The 26,070-nt window shown below is 59.2% G+C and carries 22 protein-coding genes; 20 read left to right on the forward strand and 2 right to left on the reverse strand.

The window, feature by feature from the left end; all coding sequences use genetic code 11:
- Positions 1-26: 26 nt before the first annotated feature.
- The 7 genes from EAH78_RS20780 to EAH78_RS20810 all read left to right on the forward strand — a co-directional run bounded on the left by EAH78_RS20780 (position 27) and on the right by EAH78_RS20810 (position 8,888).
- Positions 27-584 (forward strand): PqiC family protein, encoded by a 558-nt coding sequence (locus EAH78_RS20780; RefSeq protein WP_140669203.1) that lies wholly within the window; start codon positions 27-29, stop codon positions 582-584.
- A 255-nt stretch (positions 585-839) separates the two neighbouring features.
- Positions 840-1,463 (forward strand): histidine phosphatase family protein, encoded by a 624-nt coding sequence (locus EAH78_RS20785; RefSeq protein WP_140669204.1) that lies wholly within the window; start codon positions 840-842, stop codon positions 1,461-1,463.
- Positions 1,464-1,580: 117 nt separating this feature from the next.
- Complete coding sequence (arnT, locus tag EAH78_RS20790; protein WP_140669205.1) at positions 1,581-3,329, forward strand: lipid IV(A) 4-amino-4-deoxy-L-arabinosyltransferase; 1,749 nt, start codon at positions 1,581-1,583, stop codon at positions 3,327-3,329.
- Positions 3,326-4,867, forward strand: a complete 1,542-nt coding sequence (locus EAH78_RS20795; protein WP_140669206.1) for an ArnT family glycosyltransferase — start codon at positions 3,326-3,328, stop codon at positions 4,865-4,867. Before arnT (EAH78_RS20790) ends, EAH78_RS20795 begins: the two co-directional genes overlap by 4 nt.
- Before the next feature lie 338 nt (positions 4,868-5,205).
- Complete coding sequence (locus tag EAH78_RS20800) at positions 5,206-6,219, forward strand: iron ABC transporter substrate-binding protein (protein ID WP_140669207.1); 1,014 nt, start codon at positions 5,206-5,208, stop codon at positions 6,217-6,219.
- Positions 6,220-6,222: 3 nt separating this feature from the next.
- The gene (locus EAH78_RS20805; RefSeq protein WP_140669208.1) at positions 6,223-7,821 is read left to right on the forward strand and encodes an ABC transporter permease; all 1,599 of its coding nucleotides are present in this window, start codon (positions 6,223-6,225) and stop codon (positions 7,819-7,821) included.
- Entirely contained in the window at positions 7,818-8,888 is a 1,071-nt protein-coding gene (locus EAH78_RS20810) for an ABC transporter ATP-binding protein (protein ID WP_140669209.1), read from the forward strand. The genes EAH78_RS20805 and EAH78_RS20810 overlap by 4 nt, the downstream gene beginning before the upstream one ends.
- Before the next feature lie 10 nt (positions 8,889-8,898).
- On the opposite strand, the gene EAH78_RS20815 is transcribed toward EAH78_RS20810, so the two are convergent.
- The gene (locus EAH78_RS20815) at positions 8,899-9,837 is read right to left on the reverse strand and encodes a site-specific integrase (protein WP_430539944.1); all 939 of its coding nucleotides are present in this window, start codon (positions 9,835-9,837) and stop codon (positions 8,899-8,901) included.
- 385 nt (positions 9,838-10,222) lie between these two features.
- Between EAH78_RS20815 and arnB the strand changes: the two genes are divergently transcribed.
- From arnB to EAH78_RS20880, 13 genes are all read left to right on the forward strand, one after another.
- A complete protein-coding gene (gene arnB, locus EAH78_RS20820) occupies positions 10,223-11,371 on the forward strand; it encodes a UDP-4-amino-4-deoxy-L-arabinose aminotransferase (protein WP_140669210.1) in 1,149 nt (382 codons plus the stop codon).
- Positions 11,368-12,387 (forward strand): undecaprenyl-phosphate 4-deoxy-4-formamido-L-arabinose transferase, encoded by a 1,020-nt coding sequence (gene arnC, locus EAH78_RS20825; protein ID WP_140669211.1) that lies wholly within the window; start codon positions 11,368-11,370, stop codon positions 12,385-12,387. Before arnB ends, arnC begins: the two co-directional genes overlap by 4 nt.
- Entirely contained in the window at positions 12,384-14,375 is a 1,992-nt protein-coding gene (gene arnA, locus EAH78_RS20830; protein ID WP_140669212.1) for a bifunctional UDP-4-amino-4-deoxy-L-arabinose formyltransferase/UDP-glucuronic acid oxidase ArnA, read from the forward strand. Before arnC ends, arnA begins: the two co-directional genes overlap by 4 nt.
- Positions 14,375-15,259 carry a 4-deoxy-4-formamido-L-arabinose-phosphoundecaprenol deformylase gene (gene arnD / locus EAH78_RS20835; protein WP_140669213.1) on the forward strand — a complete coding sequence of 295 codons (885 nt, stop codon included), beginning with the start codon at positions 14,375-14,377 and terminating at the stop codon, positions 15,257-15,259. The genes arnA and arnD overlap by 1 nt, the downstream gene beginning before the upstream one ends.
- A complete protein-coding gene (gene arnT / locus EAH78_RS20840) occupies positions 15,256-16,905 on the forward strand; it encodes a lipid IV(A) 4-amino-4-deoxy-L-arabinosyltransferase (protein ID WP_140669214.1) in 1,650 nt (549 codons plus the stop codon). Before arnD ends, arnT (EAH78_RS20840) begins: the two co-directional genes overlap by 4 nt.
- Positions 16,902-17,246 (forward strand): 4-amino-4-deoxy-L-arabinose-phosphoundecaprenol flippase subunit ArnE, encoded by a 345-nt coding sequence (arnE, locus tag EAH78_RS20845; RefSeq protein WP_140669215.1) that lies wholly within the window; start codon positions 16,902-16,904, stop codon positions 17,244-17,246. The genes arnT (EAH78_RS20840) and arnE overlap by 4 nt, the downstream gene beginning before the upstream one ends.
- A complete protein-coding gene (arnF, locus tag EAH78_RS20850) occupies positions 17,243-17,644 on the forward strand; it encodes a 4-amino-4-deoxy-L-arabinose-phosphoundecaprenol flippase subunit ArnF (protein ID WP_140669216.1) in 402 nt (133 codons plus the stop codon). Before arnE ends, arnF begins: the two co-directional genes overlap by 4 nt.
- On the forward strand, positions 17,641-19,020 hold the full coding sequence (locus tag EAH78_RS20855) for a UDP-glucose dehydrogenase family protein (protein ID WP_140669217.1): 1,380 nt from the start codon (positions 17,641-17,643) through the stop codon (positions 19,018-19,020). Before arnF ends, EAH78_RS20855 begins: the two co-directional genes overlap by 4 nt.
- On the forward strand, positions 18,993-20,606 hold the full coding sequence (locus EAH78_RS20860; protein WP_140669218.1) for an ArnT family glycosyltransferase: 1,614 nt from the start codon (positions 18,993-18,995) through the stop codon (positions 20,604-20,606). The genes EAH78_RS20855 and EAH78_RS20860 overlap by 28 nt, the downstream gene beginning before the upstream one ends.
- A 92-nt stretch (positions 20,607-20,698) precedes the next feature.
- The gene (locus tag EAH78_RS20865; protein WP_140669219.1) at positions 20,699-21,877 is read left to right on the forward strand and encodes an MFS transporter; all 1,179 of its coding nucleotides are present in this window, start codon (positions 20,699-20,701) and stop codon (positions 21,875-21,877) included.
- 160 nt (positions 21,878-22,037) lie between these two features.
- Positions 22,038-22,745, forward strand: a complete 708-nt coding sequence (locus EAH78_RS20870) for an HPP family protein (RefSeq protein ID WP_140669220.1) — start codon at positions 22,038-22,040, stop codon at positions 22,743-22,745.
- 171 nt (positions 22,746-22,916) lie between these two features.
- Positions 22,917-24,023, forward strand: a complete 1,107-nt coding sequence (locus tag EAH78_RS20875; RefSeq protein ID WP_140669221.1) for an enoyl-CoA hydratase/isomerase family protein — start codon at positions 22,917-22,919, stop codon at positions 24,021-24,023.
- Between the two features lie 3 nt (positions 24,024-24,026).
- On the forward strand, positions 24,027-25,178 hold the full coding sequence (locus EAH78_RS20880; protein WP_140669222.1) for an acyl-CoA dehydrogenase family protein: 1,152 nt from the start codon (positions 24,027-24,029) through the stop codon (positions 25,176-25,178).
- Between the two features lie 117 nt (positions 25,179-25,295).
- On the opposite strand, the gene EAH78_RS20885 is transcribed toward EAH78_RS20880, so the two are convergent.
- Positions 25,296-26,069: an enoyl-CoA hydratase gene (locus EAH78_RS20885; RefSeq protein WP_140669223.1), complete on the reverse strand. Its 774-nt coding sequence runs from the start codon at positions 26,067-26,069 to the stop codon at positions 25,296-25,298.
- Between the last annotated feature and the right edge of the window lies 1 nt (position 26,070).

Raw genomic sequence — 26,070 nt, forward strand, 5'->3', positions numbered from 1 at the left:
GGCCGCAGAAGAAAGGAGCAACACCCATGGGTTTTTCGCCAAAGTTCGCCTTGGTCACTGCGCTGTTGCTGCTCGCGGCCTGCCGCAGTGATCCTGTTCACTATTACACCCTGATGCCGGCACAGACGGGCGGCGTAGCGCACAGTAATGCGGTTTCTATCGATATCGAGACCCTTACCGTGCCCCCACAGGTCGACCGCACACAGGTCGTCATTCGACAAGGCAACAGCGGACTGGTGTTGCTCGAAACCGAATGGTGGGGGGCATCGCTGGGGGAAGAGTTTCGAAGTGCCTTGGTGGATCAGTTGGCCAGCGCCAATCCTCAACGCAAACTGTCGCTGCGCATCGAGGTGCAGCGCTTTGATCTGGTTCCCGGTCAATACGGGCTGATTGATGTGACGTGGCGCTTGCGCAATACCGGTGAAGGCAATGCCGCGTCAGTCACCTGCCGTAGCACCTTGCAAACGCCTTCAGGCGCGACCATCGAGGATCTGGTCGCCGCCCAGCAGACTAATGTCAAGCGCTTGGCTGCGCAGATCGGGCAAGCGGCCCGGGGGACACAACAAGGTTGCCCGTCCTCCTGATCAAATCACTTGTTTAACGTTTTGGCACTGTTCAGCGGTGCCCCTGTCACCGCTGAACCAACCCTTGCATGACGTTTTTATTTCGACACAGCAAAGTCACACCAAGAACCGAGTAAAAGATAAGGTTTTTCAATAACTAACTAAGTTTATCCCGCCTTCTTCCTGCGCAATTTTTTCACATTCGTTTCACTCCTCCGCTACCTGCGACGCACTAGTTTTGCTCGTAATTCTTCCACTTCAGATTACGAACGAAACATGACTTCACGCACAGTAAAACTGGCGTCACTGATCGCCGCCTCGATCGTTGCTGCAGTCGTCACGGGCTTTGTCTTGTGGCCGAGATCGCCCACCCACCTGGCCAGTGCCGACAGCGCTGCCAAAGCTGAACTCTTGCAAGACTGGAAGGCTGGTGAAGTCGTAGCGCTGGTTCGTCACGCCGAGCGGTGCGACCAATCCAGCAACCCTTGCCTGGGGCCAGCCGATGGTATTACACGGTTCGGCAACGAGTCTTCCACGGCGGTAGGTCAGCACTTCATGCGCCTGGGCATGGCGCAGACCGACGTCTTGAGCAGCCCGGTCACGCGCACGATACAAACCTCGCACGCCATGTTCGGCAGCGACCCGAAGACTCAGGAATGGCTGGTCAGCTGCGGCAAAACACTGCGCAACGATGTGGTGGCACACAAGCAAGCCCATCGCAATCTGGTACTGGTATCCCACAGTGGTTGCATCGGCGACTTTTTAGCCGAGACCGGTTTCCCTCACGCAGCGAAGAGTGAATATGGCAGTTCGCTGTTCCTGCGCATTGACACTAACGGGCAACTTCAAGTACTGGGCATTGTTAATCCCGAAGACTGGAACGCGCTACAAGGAAAATAAACCACCGCTACTCGCCAACAGTAAGCAGTCGCCGGCGACTCAACGCGAGTCACCCCACTGCCGGTTGAACTTCGCCACCGATGCTGGCCACTCGCGGTATTACGCCAAGGACGAGTCATGACTTCACAAAATCCACTGCCCTTTTCTGCGGGTCCGTTAACCCGCGCTCGCGCCCCCATCGAACGCTGGCTCGTGCCCAGCCTGTTGTTGGCGTTTGTGGTTTTTTACCTGCTGCCGCTGGTGACGCACGGCTTGTGGATTCCCGATGAAACCCGTTACGGCCAGATCAGCCAGGAAATGCTCCTGAGCGGCAACTGGGTCGCACCGCACTTCATGGGTATCCGCTACTTCGAAAAGCCTATTGCCGGCTACTGGATGATCGCCATCGGTCAGGCCATCTTCGGCGACAACCTGTTCGGTGTGCGGATTGCTTCAGCAGTGAGCACCGGGCTGAGTGTCTGGCTGACTTACCTGATTGCCCGCAGGCTTTGGAACGATCCACGCAAAAGCGCTGCCTGCGCGTTGCTGTACATGAGTTTCGGGCTGATTGCCGGTCAGGCCGGTTACGCCAACCTCGATCCGCAATTCACGCTCTGGGTCAACTTGAGCCTGGTCGCGCTCTGGTTTGCGATCGACAGCCCTACGTCTCGAAGCAAAGCCGGCGCGTGGGCGTTGTTGGGATTTGCCTGTGGCATGGGTTTCATGACCAAAGGCTTTCTGGCCTGGCTGTTACCGGTGTTGATCGCCCTGCCCTACATGATTTGGCAACGGCGCATGGGCGAACTCGTGCGTTACGGCTCGTTGGCCGTGCTGGTGGCGGTCGCGGTGTGCTTGCCGTGGGTGCTCGCCATCGCGCATCGGGAGCCGGACTTCTGGAACTTCTTCTTCTGGAATGAACACGTCCGCCGGTTCGCCGCCGATGATGCTCAGCACGCACGGCCATGGTGGTTCTATCTGCCGCTGCTGGTTGCGTCGAGCCTGCCGTGGGCGGCGTTGCTGCCGAACACCTTTATTAACGCCTGGAAGCAAAAACGCCAACCGGCCATCGCGTTCATGCTGCTGTGGCTGCTGCTGCCACTGGCGTTCTTCAGCCTGAGCAGCGGCAAGTTGCCGACTTACATCATGCCGTGCCTGTTGCCGTTAGCCCTGCTGATGGGGCACATGCTCATGGAACAGCTGAATCAGGAACGAGGCCGGTCAATTCGCATCAACGGTGTGATCAACATCACCTTGGGCACCACGGCTTTGATCGCCTTGCTCTATCTGCAGGCCAGCAAGGAAATCTACGAAAACACCGAGATGTTCAGCCTGTCCCTGGTGTTCATCGTGTTGATCGGCTGGATCATTTCCAACGCCTTGCAAGTCCTGCGGCCATTGACGTTTTGGGCGATGCCGGCCATCGGTATCTGGCTGCTGGTTGCGTTGGCGCCGGCTGCCATGCCCGCGCAGATCGTCAACAGCAAGATGCCGGATCAGTTTATCGCCGAGCACCTCGATGCTTTGGCGCAAACTTCTTCATTGCTCAGTAACGATCTGGGGGCGGCTTCAGCGTTGTCCTGGCGCCTGAGGCGGCCACAAGTCGACCTGTTCAATACCATCGGCGAGCTGAAATACGGCCTCACTGACCCCGCCATGGATTCGCGCAAAGTTACCAAGGACAGCGTCGGAAAGTGGATGACCGAAGCACGAAAAAAAGGTGCGGTCGGCGTGGTCATGCGGGTGAACAGCGTCCAGGAAGTCCAGGAAGTCGAGCTGTTGCCTATCGACGGCGTACGTTATCACCGCGGCAATTTGCAGATCCTGATATTCCCGAAAACCGGCACTGAACCCGTGTCTTCAACAGTACCGACTGGAAATCCGTCATGAAATTCTGGGCCAGTGATAGAGGCCGGTTGGCTCTCCTGCTGGGCGTCACTGCGTTGATCCTGCTCTTGGGGCTGGGCACCCGCGAGTTATGGGGCGCGGAAACACGTTGGGCCAACATCGCGCTGCAGATGCTGCAAAGTGGTGACTATTTCGATCCCTACCTCAAGGGCGGCGCCTATTACGACAAACCCCTGCCCTCTTATTGGCTGATCACGGCTTCCGCATGGTTGACCGGCGGGCTGGGCCACTGGTCGTTACGCCTGTCTTCGGTGATTGCCGCGTGGCTGAGCGTTTGGCTGGTGTACTTGATCGGCGAACAGCTGTTCCGTAAAGGCACCGGTTTGATCGCCGGATGGATGCTTGCGACCACCTTCTATTTTGTCTTCTGGGCACGGGTGGCCACGGCCGACATCCTCACGGTGTGCGGCGTGCTGGCGGCCGTGTGGTGGTACTGGCGCGGACCGGACGACACGCGCCTGGGCCGTTACCTGGTGTTTTTCCTGCTGCTGTCGCTGACCTCGCTGTTCAAAGGCTTGATCGGCTTCATCCTGCCGGGATTGTTGCTGTTGCCGCATCTGGTGCAGGAAGGTCGCTGGAAACGCCACCTCAATCTGCGGCTGTGCGCGGCGCTGCTGATCGCCGGCGTTTTCTACATGACACCGTTCATGCTCTCCCATGTGTACGGAGCGCCGACCTATGGCGAAAGTGGCCTGGGCCTGGTGTTGCGCGAGAACGTCGTCCGGTTTTTCCAACCGTTCGATAACATCGGTCCGATTTACACTTACCTGCTTTACCTCCCTGTCTACACCTTGCCGTGGGCACCTTGCTGGCTATTGGCGTGCTGGATCGCGTTGCGCAACTGGCGCAGTGTCGAGCCCAATACACGCTGGCTGATTTGGGGCCTGGGGTTGCTTATGCTGTTTTTCACCGCCAGTGGCAGTCGACGCAGCTACTACGTATTGCCCCTCGTACCCTTCGCTCAATTGCTCGGGGCGTGGTGGATCACACGGCGCATGGCCGAACGCAACGCGATCGGAACGTTTGCCAGTCGTGGCTTGAAGATCGGATTCGGGGTAAGCGCAGCCGTACTGATGGCCGTGCTCGGCGTGCTGTATCCATGGACCAACAGCGGTGGCGGCGTGGTCAACTTCGGTGACACGGTCAAGCTTGAGGCCAGCAAACGGGCGCCGTTGAATCACTGGCGCATAGTGATGATCGACGTCGACAACAAAGTGCCCATGTACCTGCAAACCGGTGGTGCACCGTTTTATTACGTGCAGCAAACCGAGGACTTCCCTCGCACCGGCGACACCGCAACGCTGATGGCCTGGCTGGACCGCACCAGCGGGCAACACTGGGATGCGCAACGCACCATTGTTGTCGCGCAGTACCGCAATGGCGATGCGCTGCCGCTGAACTACTTGAGTGCCGACCACCAGGTCATCACCACCACGCCCACCAATGGCGAGCGGATTTTTCACGCCCGCGAAGACCAGAGCGTCGCGTTTATCCCCGAGTCGTCCACAGCACAGAATTGAATCAGCAGGACCCGCTTCCAGTCGCCCCTTGCACCGCTGTACTATCCTTTCGCCACCTTTTACAGATGAGCAGCCGAGCCGGTTGCTCATCATCTGGTGCGCGGAACGAAGTCCTGCCGGGGGCGAATCTGCCATCGTTTGATATCAGTTCTGGCGAGCAAGCCGCTGAGGGGCTGCTAATCTGAATGAAAATGACATGTATTAACGGTTTCTTTGACGTTTTTTTCTCATTTTGCGTTCTACATTCCCTGCCATTCAAAAACATGCAAATGATTCGCATTGATTTGCTGGTGAATCGGCGCGCATGACGACTACAAAGAACAGGAGCAGCCCCCAGAATGACGCCCTCTATCCCTTCGTTCCTCAAAACCGCACTGCTGACCACTGCACTGCTCAGCGCCGGGCATGTTTATGCCGCGGATACCGCCGGTATCGTGGTCTACAACGCCCAACACGAAAGCCTGACCAAGGCCTGGGTCGAGGGGTTCACCCAAGAAACGGGGATCCCCGTCACCTTGCGCAATGGCGACGACACTGAGATGGGCAACCAGATCGTACAAGAAGGCGCCGCCTCCCCGGCCGATGTGTTCCTGACCGAGAATTCCCCGGCCATGGTGCTGGTGGATAATGCCGGCCTGTTGGCACCGGTCGCACCGACCACGCTGGAACAAGTCGATGCGGCTTATCGTCCGGCGCATGGCAAATGGGTCGGGATCGCTGCGCGCTCCACGGTGTTCGTCTACAACCCGAGCAAACTGCCTGAAGCCGATCTGCCGAAATCGCTGATGGACCTCGCCGGCCCCAACTGGAAAGGCCGTTGGGGCGCCTCGCCCGCCGGTGCCGATTTCCAGGCCATCGTCGCCGCAGTGCTCGAGCTCAAGGGCGAAGCCGCGACTCTCGAATGGCTCAAGGGGATGAAAGCCAACTACACCGCCTACCGTGGCAACAGCGCCGTGCTCAAGGCAGTCAACGCCGGCCAGGTCGACAGCGGTTTGATCTATCACTATTACAGCTTTGGCGATCAGGCCAAAACCGGTGAAAACAGCAAGAACACCGCCCTGTACTACTTCAAGCATAAAGACCCGGGTGCCTTTGTCAGCATCTCCGGCGGCGGCGTTCTGGCCTCCAGCAAACACAAAGAAGAAGCACAGGCACTGCTGAAGTGGATCACTGGTAAAGAAGGCCAGAAAGTCCTCGAAACCGGCAAATCGTTCGAATACGCCGTGGGCAAGAACGCACCGTCCAATCCTAAACTTGTGCCTTTGCAGCAACTCGATGCGCCGGCAGTCGATGCTTCCAAACTCGACAGCAAAAAAGCCGTGGAGTTGATGACTCAGGCGGGACTGCTCTAATTGATGCCTGAAACCCTGCCAGGGAGTGTCGCCACGGCGATGCCCTCGAACTTGCGACGACGCTCCCGGGGCGTCTTCGCGGGCCGCGGCGGCGTGTGGGTGATCGGTTTGTCCGTACTGGTCTCCCTTCTGTCGCTGTTGCCGATAGCCTTCGTTATCGGCGTGTCGATCCAGACCGGCTGGGCGGCCATCGTGCCGCTGGTCTTCCGGCCTCGTGTCGCTGAATTACTGATCAACACCGTGTTGCTGGTGGTGATCACCATTCCGTTGTGCGTGATGCTGGGCCTGGCGCTGGCCTGGCTGACAGAGCGCACTAACCTGCCGGGCCGACGCGTGTGGTCGCTATTGGCTACCGCACCGCTGGCCGTGCCGGCCTTCGTTCACAGTTATGCGTGGGTGAGCCTGGTGCCACCGATTCATGGTTTGTTTGCCGGCGTGCTGGTCTCGGTCATCGCCTACTTCCCGTTCCTGTACCTGCCGATTGCCGCGACCCTGCGCCGGCTCGATCCCGCCATCGAAGACGTCGGCGAATCGCTGGGGCTCAAGCCTTGGGCTGTGTTCTTTCGTGTGGTGCTGCCGCAACTGCGCCTGGCCATTTGCGGCGGCGCCTTGCTGGTGGGCCTGCACTTGCTCGCCGAATATGGCCTGTACGCGATGATCCGCTTCGACACCTTCACCACCGCGATCTTCGATCAGTTCAAATCCACCTTCAACGGCCCTGCCGCCAACATGCTGGCCAGTGTGCTGGCGCTTTGTTGCCTGGCGATGCTGACCGCCGAATCCGCTGCTCGCGGCACGGCGCGTTATGCCCGGGTGGGGTCGGGAAGCGCACGCACTCAGCGGGTTGTTCGGCTGGGCTCACGGGACGTCGCGCTCGGCCTGCTCCTGCAGGGCATTACCTGCGCACTGGCGCTGGGTGTGCCGTTGATCACGCTGGGCAAGTGGCTGATCGCGGGTGGCTCGGAAGTCTGGCAACTGGACGATCTGCTGCCGGCGCTGCAACAGACCTTGCAGCTCGGCGCGGCAGGCGCGGTCCTCACCACCTGCGCCGCGATCCCGATTGCCTGGTTGTCGATTCGCTCACCGGGTCGACTGCAACGGGTACTGGAAAGCTGCAACTACATCACCAGCTCGTTGCCGGGAATTGTGGTGGCCCTGGCCCTTGTCACGTTCACCATCCATTTCGCCCGGCCGATTTACCAGACCACGATCACCGTGTTAATGGCGTATCTGCTGATGTTCTTGCCCCGGGCGCTGGTGAGTCTAAGGGCAGGTATTGCCCAGGCACCGGTGGAGCTGGAAAACATCGCGCGCAGCCTCGGCCGCTCACCGGGTCGGGCCTTGTGGCTGATTACCCTGCGCCTGGCTGCGCCGGGGGCCGCCGCTGGCGCTGCACTGGTGTTTCTGGCGATCACCAACGAACTCACCGCCACCCTGTTGCTCGCACCCAATGGCACGCGCACCCTGGCCACCGGTTTCTGGGCCCTCACCAGCGAAATCGACTATGCCGCCGCCGCACCTTATGCCCTGTTGATGATCCTGCTGTCGCTTCCGCTGACCGGACTTCTTTATCACCAATCCAAACGAACGGCTGGCCGATGAACGCTCTTGAACTGCATGCCATTTCCAAGTCTTACGGCGACCATCAGGCGCTGGAGAGCATCAACCTGTCGGTACCCGCCGGCAGCCGGACGGTAATTGTCGGCCCGTCCGGCTCAGGCAAAACCACCCTGTTGCGGATGATCGCCGGCTTTGAATTCCCTGACACTGGCCGGCTCTCACTCAACGGCCAGACACTCGTCGACGACACCCACGAGGTGCCGGCGCATCAGCGTTTGATTGGCTACGTTCCCCAGGACGGCGCCCTGTTCCCGCACATGACCGTGGCCGCCAATATCGGTTTCGGACTGACGAGCAAGGGTGGCAAAAAGAAAGAGCGTATCGCCGAGCTGATGGACAGCGTGGCCCTGGACGCGAACATGGCCAACCGTTGGCCCCACGAACTCTCCGGCGGCCAGCAGCAGCGTGTGGCGCTGGCACGGGCATTGGCGCAACAACCGCGCCTGATGTTGCTGGACGAGCCGTTTTCCGCCCTAGATACCGGCCTGCGCGGCGCCATGCGCAAAATGGTCGCCCGGCTGCTGTCCGACGCCGGTGTCACCACCATCCTGGTTACCCATGATCAGAGTGAAGCGCTGTCGTTTGCCGATCAACTGGCAGTGATGCGCGACGGCCGGCTGGTGCAATCCGGCCATCCCCTGGATCTTTACCGTTATCCCGACGATGAGCAAACCGCGCTGTTTCTCGGTGATGCGGTGGTCATGCCGGCCCGAATCGAAGCGGGTTGGGCGCATTGCGACCTCGGCCGGATACCGGTGAACAACCATCGCAACAACAGTGCCGCGCAGATCATGCTGCGCCCCGAACAACTGCAACTGGTCAGCGCCCAGCCAAGTCCGACCGAGGCTACCGGCTGCCGCGCCGTGGTCACCGACCGGGACTTTAGCGGCAACACCTGCACCCTGACCGTGGAGCTACAGGCCTCGACCGCCGGTGACCAGGCAGGACGCTCATTAACGGTTCGCAGTTCGGGCATGTATGCGCCCCCTGCCGGGAGTGCGGTCCATGTCTCGACCATCGGCCATGCTCACGTGTTCAGTGACGCGTAACGGCATTTGGTCAAAGATCAAAGCGATCCACGGCGCGACGCCGCTCGTTGTCGTCGCGCACATCATAGTTGGCGGTGGTCTGGATGTTGCTGTGATGCGCCAGTTTCTGTGCGATCGATAAATCGTGCTCTTCAATCACGCGGGTGATGAAGGAACGGCGAAAATCGTGCGGCATGATCTTTACCCCGATTTCAGCACCGCGCTGGCGGGCAATGTAATAGATCGCATGTTTGGTCACGCGCTCGCGGGTGATATGGCTGCCACGGCGAATGCGATTGAACAGAAACGGGTCATCCACCTCGCCTTCCTTGAGCTGTGATCGACGAAACGCCAGCCACGCCTCCAGCTTGGCGAACGCCCAGGCCGGCGCGTACTTGATCAATTGCTTGTTGCCCTTGGCCGTGACCCGCAGGCTGCGCTCGGCAAAATCAACCTGCGACAGGTCCAGGTTCACCGACTCGGACTTGCGCATCCCCGAACCGTACAAAATCCCGATGATCGCCGCGTCTCGCAACCCTTGTGGACGTGGATCGGCGGCACACACCGCCATCAACTCCTGGATCAGCGTGCGCCGCAAGTTCCGCCCTTGCGATAGTCGGGTTCCGGCAATGCCTTTGACCGAGCGCATTTTCAGCAAATGTTCCTGACTGATCAGGCTCATGCGCCACGCCTCATTCATCACCCCGCGTACCGCATTCACGTACAACGACGACGTGTTGGGCGCATAGCCGTCTTCGCGCAATGCGGCAACCAGCGCAATGACATCTTCTGGCTGTAGCTGATGCCAGGGAATTTCCTCGATGTTCATGTCTTCGAAGCCCAACCGGTCGGCGGCATCCTGTAAAACATAGCGCATGGTCAACTGACTGGAAGGCGCGAGCCGGGCCAGGTAGACCGTCAACGGGTTGGTCTTTGAAGCAACAGGAGGGGTAACAGGTAAGTCAATCAAACGAAACGGCCTTGAGTTAAAACACTGCAGTAAAACAACTAAGGGTTGAAACATTCCTCATCTAAAGCGGAGAATTCTGTAGGTCTTTTCCTCTAAAAACAGGGATGAACGGCAAGAGTCTGAACAGTGCCTGTATGACTCTCAGATAAACGATTTGCCGACCGGGTTTTCATGTTCCTTTCACGAAATTGCGCATACCCTCAATGAGCCGCGACTGTCCTCCACAGGCCTCCAACGTGCCGACCGGAACAGAAAAAGTCAATTGATGCGATTTGTCACACTTTTTGTGTAACCGATTGAAGCAGCTTATTTTTTATCGACTACGCTTGCCTTGAATCCAACACATCCGGTATCAATGTCCGTTCAATTCCAGCCCGAGGTGCCCATGAGTCAGGCGTTTCTCCCCTTCTCCCGCCCAAGTATCGGCGATGAAGAAATTGCAGCTGTCGAGCAAGTATTGCGCTCCGGCTGGATCACCACCGGGCCAAAAAACCAGCAACTGGAAGAGCAATTTGCCAACTACGTCGGATGCCGCCACGCCGTTGCACTTTCTTCGGCCACCGGTGGCATGCACATCACCTTGCTGGCCTTGGGCATTGGTCCGGGCGATGAAGTCATTACACCGTCCCAGACGTGGGTGTCCACTGCCAACATGATCTGCCTGTTGGGTGCGACGCCGGTGTTCGTTGATGTTGACCGCGACACCCTGATGAGCGATCTGACAAGCATCGAAGCGGCCATCACCCCGCGCACCAAAGCCATCATTCCTGTGCATTACGCCGGTGCCGCCTTCGATCTGGACCCGCTTTATGCGCTGGCTGACAAACACGGCATTCCCGTTATCGAAGACGCTGCCCACGCTGCGGGCACTTTCTACAAAGGTCGTCACGTCGGTTCCAAAGGCACAGCCATCTTCTCGTTCCACGCCATCAAGAACATGACCTGCGCCGAGGGCGCGATGTTCGTCAGCGATGATGAAGCATTGGCCAGTCGGGTACGCATGCTCAAGTTTCACGGCCTCGGTGTCGACGCCTACGACCGCCTGACTCACGGCCGCAAACCTCAAGCGCAAGTGATGGAACCAGGGTTCAAGTACAACCTGGCCGACATCAATGCTGCCATCGCACTGGTACAACTGGAGCGGCTGGACGAAATCAACGCCAAACGCACCGAACTGGCCCGTACCTACCTGCAGCGTTTTGAAGGTTCGGCGGTGCAACCGCTGGCGATTCCCACGCACCCCCAACAACACGCCTGGCACCTGTTCATCCTGCGCATCGACGCGGAGCGCTGCGGGCTGGACCGTGAAGCGTTCATGAAGGGTTTGCAGGAGCAGAACATCGGCACCGGTATCCACTTTATCGCCACCCACCTTCACACGTATTATCGTCAGCGGTTCCCGAACATTTACTTGCCCAACACCGAATGGAATTCGGCGCGGCTATGTTCGATTCCCTTGTTCCCCGACATGACCACCGATGATGTCAATCGTGTGGCCGATGCCATTGAAAACGTTATGGACAGATCTCAGTGAAACCTTACCCAATCCGTTGCGTGTCGGTTGTTATCCCGGTCTACAACGAGCAAGAAAGCCTGCCAGAGCTACTTCGGCGTACCGAAGCAGCGTGCCAGCAATTGCACCATGAATACGAAATCGTGCTGGTAGACGACGGCAGCCGCGACGATTCAGCACAAATCCTTGAAGACGCAGCCAATCGCGAAGGCAGCCCGGTGGTAGCGGTCATTCTCAACCGCAACTACGGCCAACACGCGGCAATCATGGCCGGCTTCGAGCATTGCAAAGGCGATGTGGTCATTACCCTCGATGCCGACCTGCAGAATCCTCCCGAAGAAATTCCGCGACTGGTGGCCCAGGCAGAACTGGGTTATGACGTGGTCGCCACGGTGCGCAACAACCGCCAGGACTCGGCCCTTCGTCGCTGGCCGTCGAAACTGATCAATCTGGCCGTACAGCGCTCGACCGGTGTTGCCATGAGCGATTACGGCTGCATGCTGCGCGCCTACCGCCGGACCATTGTCGACGCGATGCTGGCCTGCCGCGAACGCAGTACGTTCATCCCGATCCTGGCCAACAGCTTTGCGCGGCACACCACGGAAATCCTGGTGATGCATGCCGAGCGTGAACACGGCGAATCCAAATACAGCCCCATGCGCCTGGTCAACTTGATGTTCGACCTGATCACTTGCATGACCACGACGCCTTTGCGACTGCTGAGCATTGTCGGCTTCGCCATGGCCGGCCTGGGTGTGTTGTTCGCCACGGCGTTGATCATCTTGCGACTGGCGTTCGGCGCCGGTTGGGCTGGCGACGGTACGTTTGTACTGTTTGCCGTGCTATTCGTATTCACGGGTGGGCAATTCATCGGCATGGGCCTGTTGGGCGAGTACCTGGGCCGCATGTACAGCGATGTCCGTGCCCGTCCACGGTTCTTTGTCGAAAAAGTTTTGCGTAGCCAACCCGCCGCGCCCGCTCCCGTTGTCACCGTTGACGGCCTCACTTCCACTTCTTCAGATCAGGTTCACTCATGAGCGCAAAAGCTGTTGTCTTCGCCTACCACGATATTGGCTGTGCCGGTATCGAATCCCTGCTTGCGTCCGGCATTGAGATTGCCGCCGTGTTTACTCATGCCGATGATCCGAAAGAAAACGCCTTCTACGGTTCTGTCGCGCAGTTGTGCGCTCAAAAAGGCATCCCGGTTCACGCCCCTGAAGATGCTAACCATCCTCTGTGGATCGAGCGCATCGCCAAACTCAATCCTGATTACCTGTTCTCGTTCTACTACCGCAACCTGTTGACCGAGCCGCTGCTGGCCACCGCCCGTAAAGGCGCATTCAACCTGCATGGTTCGTTGCTGCCAAGCTACCGGGGCCGCGCGCCGGCCAACTGGGTGCTGGTGAACGGCGAAACCGAAACTGGCGTGACCCTGCACCGCATGGTCAAGCGCGCCGACGCCGGCGCGATCATCGCCCAGCAACGGGTTGCCATCGAGCGCAGCGACACCGCGCTGACTCTGCACGGTAAATTGCGTGTCGCCGCTGCCGACCTGCTGCGCGACACCCTGCCCGCCTTGTTGCAAGGCAAAGTCACCGAAACCGCTCAGGACGAATCCAAAGCCACGGTGTTTGGTCGCCGCACGGCGGCTGACGGCAAACTGCTCTGGAAGAAGCCAGCGGAAGAACTGTTCAACCTGGTCCGCGCTGTTACACAGCCGTATCCGGGCGCGTTCTGCGACGTGGGCGAGCACAAGCTGATTGTCTGGAGTGCCGAAGTTGCCAAGGGCAATGAAGGTCTGGCGCCAGGCCGTGTGATCAGCGTCGACCCACTGCGTATCGCTTGCGGCGAAGACTCGCTGGTGGTCACCGCCGGTCAGCGTAATGAAAACGGTCTGTACCTGAGCGGCCCGCAACTGGCCAACGAACTGGGCCTGGTTGACGGTTCCGTCCTGCGTGGCGCCGAATCCGGTCGCAAGCCACGTCGCACCCGCGTGCTGATCCTCGGCGTCAACGGCTTCATCGGCAATCACTTGTCCGAGCGCCTGTTGCGCGATGACCAATACGAAGTCTATGGCCTGGACATCGGTTCGGACGCCATCGACCGTCTGCGCAGCCACCCGAACTTCCACTTCGTCGAAGGCGATATCAGCATTCACTCCGAGTGGATCGAGTATCACATCAAGAAGTGCGACGTGATCCTGCCGCTGGTAGCGATTGCCACCCCGATCGAATACACCCGCAACCCGCTGCGTGTATTTGAACTGGACTTCGAAGAGAACCTGAAACTGGTTCGCTACTGCGTCAAATACAACAAGCGCGTGATTTTCCCGTCGACTTCGGAAGTCTATGGCATGTGCCAAGACCAGAACTTCGACGAAGACACCTCCAACCTGGTCGTCGGTCCGATCAACAAGCAACGCTGGATCTACTCGGTCTCCAAGCAATTGCTCGACCGCGTCATCTGGGCCTACGGCCAGAAAGGTCTGAACTTCACCCTGTTCCGTCCTTTCAACTGGATGGGCCCACGTCTTGACCGTCTGGACTCGGCACGTATCGGCAGCTCCCGAGCCATTACCCAGTTGATCCTGAACCTGGTGGAAGGCACGCCGATTCGCCTGTTCGATGGCGGTGAGCAAAAGCGTTGCTTCACTGACATCGCTGACGGCGTAGAAGCACTGGCGCGGATCATCGACAACGAAAACGACGCCTGCAACGGTCAGATCATCAACATCGGCAACCCGGAGAACGAAGCCAGCATTCGCCAGTTGGGCGAAGAACTGCTGCGTCAGTTCGAAGCTCACCCGCTGCGCGATAACTTCCCGCCGTTCGCCGGTTTCCGCGACGTTGAAAGCAAGGCCTTCTACGGCACCGGCTACCAGGACGTGTCCCACCGCAAACCAAGCATCGCCAACGCCAAGCGTCTGCTGGACTGGACGCCAACCGTGGAGATGACCGAGACCATCGGCAACACGCTGGATTTCTTCCTCCGTGAAGCCATGCTCGAAATCGCGGACAAGCGTTGATGCAGGCAGGCCTTCGAATCGATGTCGACACCTACCGAGGCACCCGTGAGGGGGTGCCCCGGCTGCTGGAAATCCTCGACGAGGCGCAGGTCAAGGCGACATTCTTCTTCAGCGTTGGGCCGGACAACATGGGGCGCCACTTGTGGCGCCTTATCCGCCCGCAATTCCTGTGGAAAATGCTCCGTTCCAATGCCGCCGGGTTGTACGGCTGGGACATTTTGCTGGCCGGCACCGCGTGGCCGGGCAAACCGATTGGCCGGGACCTGGGGCATTTGATGCGCCAGGCTCAGGCCGCCGGGCATGAAGTTGGCCTGCACGCCTGGGATCACCATGGCTGGCAGGCTAACGCCGGACGCTGGAGCGATGCACAGCTGATCGAGCAGATCCGCCGGGGCGTCGACACGCTGAGCGACATCCTCGGCAACAAGGTCGACTGTTCGGCCGCCGCCGGTTGGCGCGCGGACGAGCGCGTGATCGAAGCCAAGCAAGCTTTCGGCTTTCGCTACAACAGCGACTGCCGGGGCCAGAGCCTGTTTCAGCCAACGCTGGCAAACGGTGGCTTGGGTGCACCGCAGATACCGGTGGACTTGCCGACCTTTGACGAGGTGGTTGGCCCAACGGTCGCTGCCCAGGATTTCAACGCGTTCATTCTTGACCGCTTTGCCCCCGACAAACTCAACGTCTACACCATTCATGCAGAAGTAGAAGGGATTCTGATGGCCAACGATTTCCGTCAGCTGCTGGCCGATGCGCGCCAGCGTGACATTCATTTCCAGCCCTTGGGCGACTTGCTGCCCGACGAGCCCAACATTTTGCCCACAGGACGTGTCGTACGCGGCGCCCTTGAGGGTCGCGAAGGCTGGTTGGGAGTACAAGGCGCATGAGCAAACGCTGGGCACTCCCCCTGCTGCTGGTCCTTTTCGTCCTGGCCTATCTGCTACCGCTGGGCACCCATGGTTTATGGATTCCAGACGAAACCCGCTACGCGCAAATCAGTCAGCACATGCTCCTGAGCGGCGACTGGGTGTCGCCGCATTTCATGAGCGTGCGCTATTTCGAGAAACCGGCGGCGGGTTACTGGATGATCGCCGCCAGCCAGGCGCTGTTCGGTCAGAACCTGTTTGGCGTGCGGTTTGCCTCGGCCCTGAGCATGGGCCTGAGCGTGTTGCTGTGCTTTCTGATCGCTCGCCGATTGTGGAACGATCCGCGCAAAAGCTTTGCCTGCGCGCTGCTGTACATGAGTTTCAGCGTCATCGCCGGTCAGGCCGGTTATGCCAACCTTGATCCGCAATTCACCTTATGGGTCAACCTGAGTCTGGTGGCGTTGTGGTTTGCGCTGGACAGCGTCGGTCGTCGTCAAAAAATCCTGAGTTGGGCGCTGCTCGGCTTGGCCTGCGGCATGGGTTTCATGACCAAGGGTTTCCTGGCCTGGTTGCTGCCGGTTCTGGTCGCCCTGCCCTACATGATCTGGCAGAAGCGCTGGAAAGAACTGCTGGTCTATGGCCCCGTAGCCATTGTCGTAGCTATCGCAATCAGCCTGCCCTGGGTGCTGGCGGTGCATGCGGAAGAACCCGATTACTGGCGGTTCTTCTTCTGGCACGAGCACATTCAGCGCTTTGCCGGTGAAGACGCCCAGCATGAAGAGCCGTTCTGGTTCTACCTGCCGTTGCTGGTCGGTTTCAGTCTGCCATGGGCGGCGTTGTTGCCGTCGGCGCTGAAGCAGGCCTGGCAAACACGACGTCAGTCCAGCATCGGCTTCCTGCTGCTGTGGCTGGTGATGCCGCTGGTATTTTTCAGCATCAGCAAAGGCAAACTGCCGAGTTATATCCTGCCGTGCCTGCTGCCCCTGGCCTTGTTGCTGGGTCACACACTGGCTGACCGGCTGAAGCTGGAACAGGGACGGGTGCTGGGGCTTAACGGCTTGCTCAACCTGGTGTTGGGTCTGGTAACCCTGATCGCCCTCGTCTACCTGCAACTGAAAAAGCCGCTGTACGACCATGAATTGCACAACCTGGTGCTGGTGTTCATCGGTTTGATCGGCTGGATCATGGCCAACCTGCTGCAAGCCTTCAGGCCGCTGCAATGCTGGGCTGCACCGGCGTTCGGCAGCCTGCTGCTGATCGGCTTGATACCGGCCGGACTGCCCAATTCTGTGGTCGCCAACAAGACGCCGGACCAATTCATCCTCCATCACATGGATGAACTGGCGCAGACCGGCAAATTGCTGAGCAACGATCTTGGCGCCGCCTCCGCGCTGGCCTGGCGCATGAAGCATCCGGACGTGTCGTTGTACAACTCGGTAGGCGAATTGAAATATGGTCTTGCCTATCCTGACTCGGCACAGCAACTGGTCACAGTCATGCAGGTTCAGCAGTGGATGCACGATGCGCGCCGAAGCGGCTCGGTGGGTGTGGTGATGCGGGTCAAGGGTGAGGATGAATTGCAGGAAATCGAATTGTTGCCCAAGGACGGTAAACGCTATGAACAGGGCAACCTGGTGATTCTGATTTTCCCTCAGGAGGCACCTTGAGCCTGCTGTTGTTACTGACGGCTTGCCTGCTGACGTGCCTGGGTCAAATCGCCCAGAAATACGCCGTAGAAAGCTGGCGTGGGCACGATTCAGGATGGGCCGAGAAGCTTCGCTCACCCTGGCTGTGGCTTGCCCTGGTTTCGTTGGGATTGGGCTTGCTGGTCTGGTTGCTGGTACTGCAGCGCCTTGAGGTCGGCATTGCCTACCCGATGCTGAGCCTCAACTTTGTGCTGGTCACCCTGGTCGCCCGTTTTGTTTTCCATGAAACGATCGACCGCCAGCACTGGTTAGGCGTGGCACTGGTGATCGGTGGCGTGGTTCTGCTGGGGCAACACGCATGAGCCTTCGTCGCGGAATCAACTTCGCCATGAGTAGCGTGCTGCTGGTCAGTAGCGCCCAGTTGGGCATGCGCTGGAGCATGACGCGCTTGCCGGCTCCCGAATACCTGTTGACGGCCAGCATCGATCTGGTCGCGGTGGCGGTCGTGTTGAGCGCGATCGTGGCCTATGCCCTCTCGATGCTCTGCTGGCTTGGCGCCCTGCGCGACTTGCCGCTAGGCCGGGCCTATTCGCTGCTGAGCATCAGCTACGCACTGGTCTACCTGCTGGCCGCCAGCCTGCCGCTGTTCAATGAAACATTCAGTCTTTCCAAAACCCTCGGGGTGGCGTTGGTCATGCTCGGGGTCGTCATTATTAATTCTCGCCCGGTTCGCACGCCGGATCTCAGGAATGCATCATGAAAATCAGTGTATTTGGTAGCGGTTACGTGGGTCTGGTACAAGCAGCCGTCCTGGCTGAAGTCGGCCACGATGTAGTCTGCATGGACATTGATGAGAAGAAAGTTGCGTTGCTGCAACAAGGTCATGTGAGCATTTTCGAACCGGGGCTCGCAAGCCTGGTGCGTGAAAGTCTGGAGGCCAAGCGGCTGCAATTTACCTCTGACGAAAAACTCGCGGTGCAGCATGGCGAGGTACTGTTTATCGCGGTCGGTACGCCGTCGCGGGACGATGGTTCGGCAGACCTGAGCTACGTGATGTCGGTCGGTGATGCCGTGGCGCGTCATCGTGAACAACCGGCGATTCTGGTGGAGAAGTCCACGGTGCCGGTAGGCACCGGCGATGCGTTGCGCGCGCATATCGACAAATGCCTGGTCACCAATGGCCGAGTGCTGCAGTTCGATATCGTCTCCAACCCCGAGTTTCTGAAAGAAGGCTCGGCCGTGGCCGACTGCCGACGCCCGGACCGGATCATTATTGGCTGTGAACGCGACGAAGTACGCGATGTGATGCGCGACCTCTATGCACCGTTCAACCGCAACCATGACCGCGTGATGTTCATGGACCTGCGCAGCGCCGAGCTGACCAAATACGCCGCCAACTGCATGCTGGCGACCAAGATCAGTTTCATCAACCAGATTGCCGAACTGGCCGAGCACCTGGGTGCCGACATTGAATCGGTACGCCTGGGCATCGGCGCCGACTCGCGCATTGGTTACCACTTCATCTACCCCGGCTGCGGTTATGGCGGCTCGTGTTTCCCCAAAGACATGCGCGCACTGATTCACAGCGCCCAGGAAGCACACTGCTCCAGCGACCTGCTGCAAGCGGTGGAAGCGATCAACGAGCGCCAGAAACACAAACTGTTCGAGCGGATCAAAGCCTTCTACCGGGGTGACCTGCGCGGCAAGACCTTTGCCGTCTGGGGCTTGGCGTTCAAACCCAACACCGATGACATGCGCGATGCGCCGAGCCGGGTCTTGCTGGAGTCGCTGTGGGCCGCAGGGGCTACCGTGCGAGCGTACGATCCGGAAGCCATGCAGGAAACCCAGAAACTCTACCCTGACGAATCGAAACTGATGCTGATGGGTACCCCGGAATCCGTCCTGTCGGGCGCCGATGCCTTGATCGTGTGCACCGAGTGGCAGCAGTTCAAGGCCCCGGATTTCGACCTGATCGAGCAGCGCCTGAACGCACCGGTGATCTTCGACGGACGCAACCTGTACGACGCCGAACGCTTGGAACGCAGCGGGTTCAAGTATTTCCCGATGGGCCGTGGCGAGTCGCGCAACCTGCCGATTCCGTATCAGCAATGGCCCGCAGACTCGGTCATCGCGTGATTACCTTGTCACCTACACGCCAGCAGTCCCTGGGTATAGGGTTCCTGGCACTGATCCTGTTCAGTGCCGGGGTTTATCAGCAGGCGGCCATCGGTTTCGATTCACGCTTTGTGCTATTCGCCCAGGAGATGTTGCGCAACGGGCCGTCGTTTTTCCCGACGACCTATGGCCAGCCCTATGCGGATTACTCCGGGCTGTCGACCGTGTTTATCTGGCTGCTGTCCTTGCCTTTCGGGCAGGTCAACAGCCTGAGCGCCTGGCTCCCGAGCGCTATCGCCGCAGCGGTCATCGTCACATTGATGTACCGCCTGCTGGCGCCCTATTCCACACGCTGGGCGGTGTTGAGCATCGCCATGATGCTGCTGACCTTCACCTTCATTACCGAAACCCGAGCCGTGTCCCTGGACTTGATGCTCGCAGCGGTAGCGTTTGCGGTTTTTTATCTGGGCTACGCTGCCGATCATTTTGGCGCACCGCGTCGATGGGTGCTGATCGTTGCCTTGTTGGTGCTGGGTTTCTGGATTCGCGGACCTATCGGCCTGGTGATTCCCACCGGCGTACTCTGCAGCTATTTCCTGCTCGATCGCCAATGGCGCCGACTGATTGTCTTCGGTCTGTTGGCATCGGTCCTGCTGGCGGGCTGCATTGGCCTGTTGCTATGGCTGGCGGATGTCAGTGGTGGTCCGGCGTTTTTGCAGGAAGTGATTCGTATGCAGTTCATGGGGCGCATGGACGGCACCGAAGGCTCCAACGACGCGCTGTATTACTTCACGAGTTCGATGGGCAACTATGCGTTGGCGTGGCCCTTGGCCGTACTCGTGCTGGTTACTGTCGTGCTGTCACGCCCGAGGGAGACTGGACCGGCGTTGCGCCTCATGCAGTACTGCGTAGCGGCCGGATTAATCGTGATGATCGGTCTTTCCGTGCCTCAGGCAAAAAAGGCCCGCTATTTGCTGCCGATGCTGCCCATGGCGGCGATTGTGGCAGCGTATCCGTTTCAGGTCGCTCAGGGCCGGTTGTTCCATTGGTTGCGGGGTTTGATCCAAGTTCTTTGGTTGCTGATGCCTGGCCTTCTGATTGTTGGCTTGATTGTCTTGCAGCGAAAATTTCCTGACCAGATTGCGCATCACCCGTCACTGTTTGTCGTTCTTGGCGTGCTGCAAGTGGTTGCCCTGGCGGTACTCAAGCGCCCGCAATGGCGAGCGCAGACATTGGCCTTGTGCGCGGTTCTGGCACTGTGGTCGTTTTATATCCTGCAGTTCGAGCCAGTCCAACGGCAGCTCTACGACACCCGGACCTTCAGTCGCGAGGTGTTTGAACGGGTGCAAAAAGACCCGGCACCGCTGGTTATGCACGCCATGGGTAAAGACGCCAAGGCCATCAAGTTCATGGTCAACATCCAACAGGACCTGCATCCGGTGTTCACTGAGTCGCTTCAGGAACTGGAAAACCTGAAAAGGCCGGCCTGGTTGATGATGGACCTGAACGTCTATGAATCGTTGCAAGACACTGCATTCGGTGCGCTGCCACCGGTGCTGAGCGGGCGATTCGATAAGAATGATTTTGTGCTGCTGCATTTACAGTGAGGATTTCAGGCAGTCGCGCAATTGCGAGACTGCTAAAGTAGCGGCCACGATCGAGCTGAAACCGGCTTAATCGAATAAGGATGTTCATCGCCGTGGCCGCTTACTCTCCGCTTATTCGCCGTCTTTTGATCTGCTCGCTGACTATCGTTGTCAGCCGCGCCATCACCAGCCCGTTGCTCACGCTGTTTGTGAGCGACAAGCTAGGGCTTAACCAACAGGACGTTGGTTTGCTGCTGGGTATCGCCGTGTTCGTCGCCACCCTGCTCTCTCTTTACGGCGGCTACGTCATCGATCGCTTCGAGAAGCGCCGATTACTGATCCTGGCCATGCTCTCCAGCGCCGTCGGCCTGGTGCTGCTGACCTTTGCTGAAAACCTGTACCTGACCACCCTCACATTAATTGTCACCGAAACTGCTTCATCATTATTCCTGATCGGTTCGAAAGCGATCCTCAGCGACAATCTGCCCGTGGGGCAACGCGCCAAGGCTTTTTCCTTGAGCTATACGTTGAGCAACATTGGTTACGCGGTCGCGCCGATGCTCGGTGTGTTGATTGCAGGTTTTTTTGCCAGCGCGCCATTCCTGATTGCGGCAGCCGTCGCTTTTTTCAGCATATTCTTGATGACCGGCATTGCCAAAGACCCAGGCGCTGCTCCCCTCATCGGCCAGACCCAAAGCTTCCTCAAGACGCTGGTCACCCTGAAAAACGACCGCACCCTGATCATGTTCACTGGAGGCTGCTTGCTCAGCACAGTCGTACATGGCCGCTTTACCTTTTATCTGTCGCAGTACCTGCTGACGACCGGCAACCCAAAGCACACCATGGAAACCATGGCCGCCCTGCTCGCCTGCAACGCCATCAGCGTGGTCCTGCTGCAATACCAGATCGGCCGGTTCCTAAAGCGCGAACAACTGCGCTACTGGATTGCCGGTGGCACCGGCCTGTTCATTGTCGGCTTGATCGGCTTCAGCCTGGCCGACAGTCTGGTGTCGTGGTGCGTTGCCATGTTCATCTTCACCCTCGGCGAAATGATCATTTACCCCGCCGAGTTCCTGTTCGTCGACACCCTGGCCCCGGAAGAACTGCGTGGCAGCTATTACGGCGCGCAAAACCTCGCCGCGCTCGGCGGTGCATTGAGCCCGGTGATTTGCGGCTTCCTGCTGATGCACACGCCTGCACCGACGATGTTCTATGCCTTGAGCGCATTGACCTCGATGGGCGGATTCCTTTGCTTCATGAGTGGACGACGCGTCGCGATAGTGCAAAATTAATGCACTGAAACTGCATTAATATGAATTTGTCAGTACCTGGAATGAACGGCACACTGTGCCCGTTCCTCCCCCAATAGTTGGAACACCTTCAAGGGCTTTCTGGATATCCCAGCCAAGCCTTTTTTTTTGCTCGGTTTTTTGTCTACGGATCGATTTCATCATGCTTGCTCGCTGGTTGCCCGCTGCCATCAACACCCGTCCTTCCGAATGGAGCCGCGCCGCCATCGGAATGGCGCTTGGAACGCTGTTTAGCGTGTGGGTTTGCGGGCAAGTGTTTGGCATGGAAGTGACGCAGCACCTGATCGGCCCGTTGGGAGCTTCGGCGGTGTTGTTGTTCGCCGTGTCCTCTGGCGCCCTCGCCCAGCCGTGGTCGATTCTGGGCGGTTACCTGAGTGCCGGGGTGGTTTCGCTGCTGGTCGCCCATGTGCTCGGGCGGACCCTCGGCAGCGCTTGCCTGGCGGCGGGCATGGCGCTGATGTTGATGTGCTGGCTGCGTTGCCTGCACCCACCGGCCGGGGCTTTGGCGCTGCTGTTGGTGCTGGCCGACCCGGCCACCATCGCCATGGACTGGAAGGCCCTCGGCCCGGTGATGCTCGGGGCCTCAGCGATGCTGCTCAGTGCCCTGGCCTACAACAATCTGACACGCATTCGCTACCCGAAACGCGCCAGCGAACCGGTGGCCGTGATCCCCGCCGACCACCCACCTGTCGACACCCAGGCCATCACCGCCCAGGACCTCAAACTGGCGTTGGCGGACATGGAGGCGTTTTTCGATGTCACCCCTGAAGACCTCGAACAGCTGATTCATGCCAGTGAATTGCACGCCAAGCGGCGCAGCATCAGCGAAGTACTCAGCCACCGAGTTTGATCGGCTCCTACAAGTTTGGTGGGGGTATCCGGAAGGCATTAGCCTTAAGGCAAAAACGCAGCCAGCACCTGCACATATCCCGGTTGTACACCACAAATTTGCACTGGTACGATCCTGCATCGCTCGCGCGCGAGCTTGTCTATAAAGAACAATAAAAGCAGGGAGTTAGTGATGACTGCTCAGGTTTCTTCTCCAGGGACTTCGTCCATGGATGCCACGCAAAACGAAGTGTTGGCTGAGGTTCGCAACCACATCGGCCACCTGACCCTCAACCGCCCCGCCGGTCTCAACGCCCTCACCCTGGACATGGTGCGCAACCTGCAGCGCCAGCTTGATGCCTGGGCTGAGGATTCGCAGGTGCATGCGGTGGTCCTGCGCGGTGCCGGCGAGAAAGCCTTCTGTGCCGGTGGCGATATCCGCTCGCTGTATGACAGCTTCAAAAATGGCGACACGTTGCACGAAGATTTCTTCGTCGAGGAATACGCCCTCGACCTCGCCATTCATCACTACTGCAAACCGGTCCTGTCCCTGATGGACGGTTTTGTCCTCGGCGGCGGCATGGGCCTGGTGCAAGGCGCCGATTTGCGGGTGGTCACTGAGAAAAGCCGACTGGCGATGCCGGAAGTCGGCATCGGCTACTTCCCGGATGTCGGCGGCAGTTACTTCCTGCCGCGCATCCCCGGCGAACTGGGGATGTACCTCGGCGTCAGCGGCGTACAGATTCGCGCGGCGGATGCGCTCTATTGCGGGTTGGCCGACTGGTATCTGGAGAGCGAAAAACTCGCCGCGCTCGACGACAAGCTTGATCAGCTCGAATGGCACGACTCGCCGCTCAAAGACCTGCAAGGCTTGCTGTCTAAACTCGCGGTACAGCAATTGCCTGATGCACCGTTAGAAGCATTGCGCCCGGCCATCGACCACTTCTTCGCCTTGCCCGATGTGCCGAGTATTGTTGAGCAACTGCGTGAAGTCACGGTCGCCGACAGCCACGAGTGGGCCACGACCACCGCCGACCTGCTGCAAAGCCGTTCGCCGCTGGCCATGGGCGTGACCCTGGAAATGCTGCGTCGTGGTCGACACTTGAGTCTGGAAGACTGCTTCGCCCTTGAGCTGCACCTGGACCGTCAATGGTTCGAGCGCGGCGACCTGATCGAAGGCGTGCGCGCCTTGCTGATCGACAAAGACAAGAGCCCGCGCTGGAACCCGCCAACCTTGCAGGCGCTGGACGCCGAGCATGTCGCGAGTTTCTTCACCGGCCTTGATCAGAGCGGGAACTGAGCCATGCACGATATCGAATTGAGCGAAGAGCAAGTCATGATCCGCGACATGGCCCGGGACTTTGCCCGTGGCGAAATCGCCCCCCACGCACAAGCCTGGGAAAAGGCTGGCTGGATCGATGACGGCCTGGTGGCGAAGATGGGTGAACTCGGGTTGCTGGGCATGGTGGTGCCTGAAGAATGGGGCGGCACCTATGTCGACTACGTGGCCTACGCCTTGGCAGTCGAAGAGATTTCCGCGGGTGATGGCGCCACCGGGGCGCTGATGAGCATCCACAATTCCGTCGGATGCGGCCCCGTTTTGAACTACGGCACTGAAGAACAGAAACAGACCTGGCTGCCGGATCTCGCCAGCGGTCAGGCCATCGGCTGCTTCTGCCTGACCGAACCACAAGCCGGTTCCGAAGCGCACAACCTGCGCACCCGCGCCGAACTGCGCGACGGTCAGTGGGTGATCAACGGCGCCAAGCAATTTGTCAGCAACGGCAAGCGGGCGAAACTAGCGATTGTGTTTGCCGTGACCGATCCAGACCTGGGCAAACGCGGTATTTCGGCGTTCCTGGTGCCGACCGCCACCGCCGGTTTCATCGTCGATCGCACGGAACACAAGATGGGCATCCGCGCCTCGGACACCTGCGCGGTGACGTTGAACAACTGCACCATTGCCGAGGCCAACTTGCTGGGTGAACGCGGCAAAGGCCTGGCCATCGCCCTGTCCAACCTCGAAGGCGGCCGTATCGGCATCGCCGCGCAGGCCTTGGGCATTGCCCGTGCCGCGTTTGAAGCGGCGCTGGCCTATGCGCGGGACCGAGTGCAATTCGCCAAGCCGATCATCGAACACCAGAGCATCGCCAACATGCTCGCCGACATGCACATGCAGCTGAATGCCGCGCGATTGCTCATCCTGCATGCGGCGCGCCTGCGCACAGCCGGCAAACCCTGCCTGTCCGAAGCCTCACAGGCCAAGCTGTTTGCGTCGGAAATGGCTGAGAAAGTCTGCTCGCAAGCGATGCAGATTCATGGTGGTTATGGGTATCTGGAAGACTATCCGGTGGAGAAATACTACCGGGATGCGCGGATTACGCAAATTTACGAAGGGTCAAGCGAGATACAGCGGATGGTGATCGCCCGCGAACTCAAAAACTACCTGGTCTAAAAAGCTTAAAAGCTTCGCGAGCAAGCCCGCTCCCACATTTGACCGCATTCTTGCAGGAGGAATGCGGTTGAATGTGGGAGCGGGCTTGCTCGCGAAGGCGTCAGTCAGAACACCGCATCACTTGCCGACGAACTGCGCCTCACGCTTGGCAATAAACGCCGCCATCCCTTCCTTCTGATCCTGCGTCGCAAACGCCGCATGGAACACCCGGCGCTCAAAGCGCACGCCTTCGGACAGGCTCACTTCGAACGCGCGGTTCACGCTTTCCTTGACCATCATCGCAATCGGCAGCGATTTCTTGGCGATCAGCGCCGCGACTTTCAGCGCTTCGTCCAGCAACTCATCCGCCGGCACGATCCGCGCGACGATGCCGCAACGCTCCGCTTCCACCGCATCGATCAAACGCCCGCTCAGGCACATTTCCATGGCCTTGGCCTTGCCCACGGCGCGGGTCAGGCGCTGGGTGCCGCCCATGCCTGGCAGCACGCCGAGGTTGATTTCCGGCTGGCCGAATTTGGCGTTGTCGCCCGCCAGGATGAAGTCGCACATCAGCGCCAGTTCACAACCACCGCCCAGGGCAAAACCATTGACCGCGGCAATGATCGGCTTGCGGCGGTTGGCCACGCGATCGCTGTCGCTGAACAGGTCGTCGATGTAGATTTGCGGGTAGGTCAGCTCGGCCATTTCCTTGATGTCGGCACCGGCAGCAAAGGCTTTTTTCGAGCCGGTCAGCACGATGCAGCCGATGTTTGAATCGGCTTCCAGGCCGTCCAGGGCGTGGTTCAGCTCACTGACGATCTGCGCATTCAACGCGTTTAGCGCTTGCGGGCGGTTCAAGGTAATCAGGCCAACGCGGCCGTGGGTTTCCAGCAAAATCGTTTCGTAACTCACA

The sequence above is a fragment of the Pseudomonas arsenicoxydans genome (assembly GCF_006438915.1).
GTDB lineage: Bacteria > Pseudomonadota > Gammaproteobacteria > Pseudomonadales > Pseudomonadaceae > Aquipseudomonas > Aquipseudomonas arsenicoxydans_A.

Bases quoted from the DNA above. Each gene is read 5' to 3' on its own strand.
- arnF (WP_140669216.1), top strand. From the start codon at position 17,243: ATGAGCCTTCGTCGCGGAATCAACTTCGCCATGAGTAGCGTGCTGCTG.
- EAH78_RS20870 (WP_140669220.1), top strand. From the start codon at position 22,038: ATGCTTGCTCGCTGGTTGCCCGCTGCCATCAACACCCGTCCTTCCGAA.
- arnT (WP_140669205.1), top strand. From the start codon at position 1,581: ATGACTTCACAAAATCCACTGCCCTTTTCTGCGGGTCCGTTAACCCGC.
- EAH78_RS20810 (WP_140669209.1), top strand. From the start codon at position 7,818: ATGAACGCTCTTGAACTGCATGCCATTTCCAAGTCTTACGGCGACCAT.
- EAH78_RS20785 (WP_140669204.1), top strand. From the start codon at position 840: ATGACTTCACGCACAGTAAAACTGGCGTCACTGATCGCCGCCTCGATC.
- arnB (WP_140669210.1), top strand. From the start codon at position 10,223: ATGAGTCAGGCGTTTCTCCCCTTCTCCCGCCCAAGTATCGGCGATGAA.
- EAH78_RS20860 (WP_140669218.1), top strand. From the start codon at position 18,993: ATGGCCCGCAGACTCGGTCATCGCGTGATTACCTTGTCACCTACACGC.
- arnD (WP_140669213.1), top strand. From the start codon at position 14,375: ATGCAGGCAGGCCTTCGAATCGATGTCGACACCTACCGAGGCACCCGT.
- arnT (WP_140669214.1), top strand. From the start codon at position 15,256: ATGAGCAAACGCTGGGCACTCCCCCTGCTGCTGGTCCTTTTCGTCCTG.
- EAH78_RS20855 (WP_140669217.1), top strand. From the start codon at position 17,641: ATGAAAATCAGTGTATTTGGTAGCGGTTACGTGGGTCTGGTACAAGCA.
- EAH78_RS20795 (WP_140669206.1), top strand. From the start codon at position 3,326: ATGAAATTCTGGGCCAGTGATAGAGGCCGGTTGGCTCTCCTGCTGGGC.
- EAH78_RS20780 (WP_140669203.1), top strand. From the start codon at position 27: ATGGGTTTTTCGCCAAAGTTCGCCTTGGTCACTGCGCTGTTGCTGCTC.
- EAH78_RS20880 (WP_140669222.1), top strand. From the start codon at position 24,027: ATGCACGATATCGAATTGAGCGAAGAGCAAGTCATGATCCGCGACATG.
- arnA (WP_140669212.1), top strand. From the start codon at position 12,384: ATGAGCGCAAAAGCTGTTGTCTTCGCCTACCACGATATTGGCTGTGCC.
- EAH78_RS20875 (WP_140669221.1), top strand. From the start codon at position 22,917: ATGACTGCTCAGGTTTCTTCTCCAGGGACTTCGTCCATGGATGCCACG.
- EAH78_RS20800 (WP_140669207.1), top strand. From the start codon at position 5,206: ATGACGCCCTCTATCCCTTCGTTCCTCAAAACCGCACTGCTGACCACT.
- EAH78_RS20805 (WP_140669208.1), top strand. From the start codon at position 6,223: ATGCCTGAAACCCTGCCAGGGAGTGTCGCCACGGCGATGCCCTCGAAC.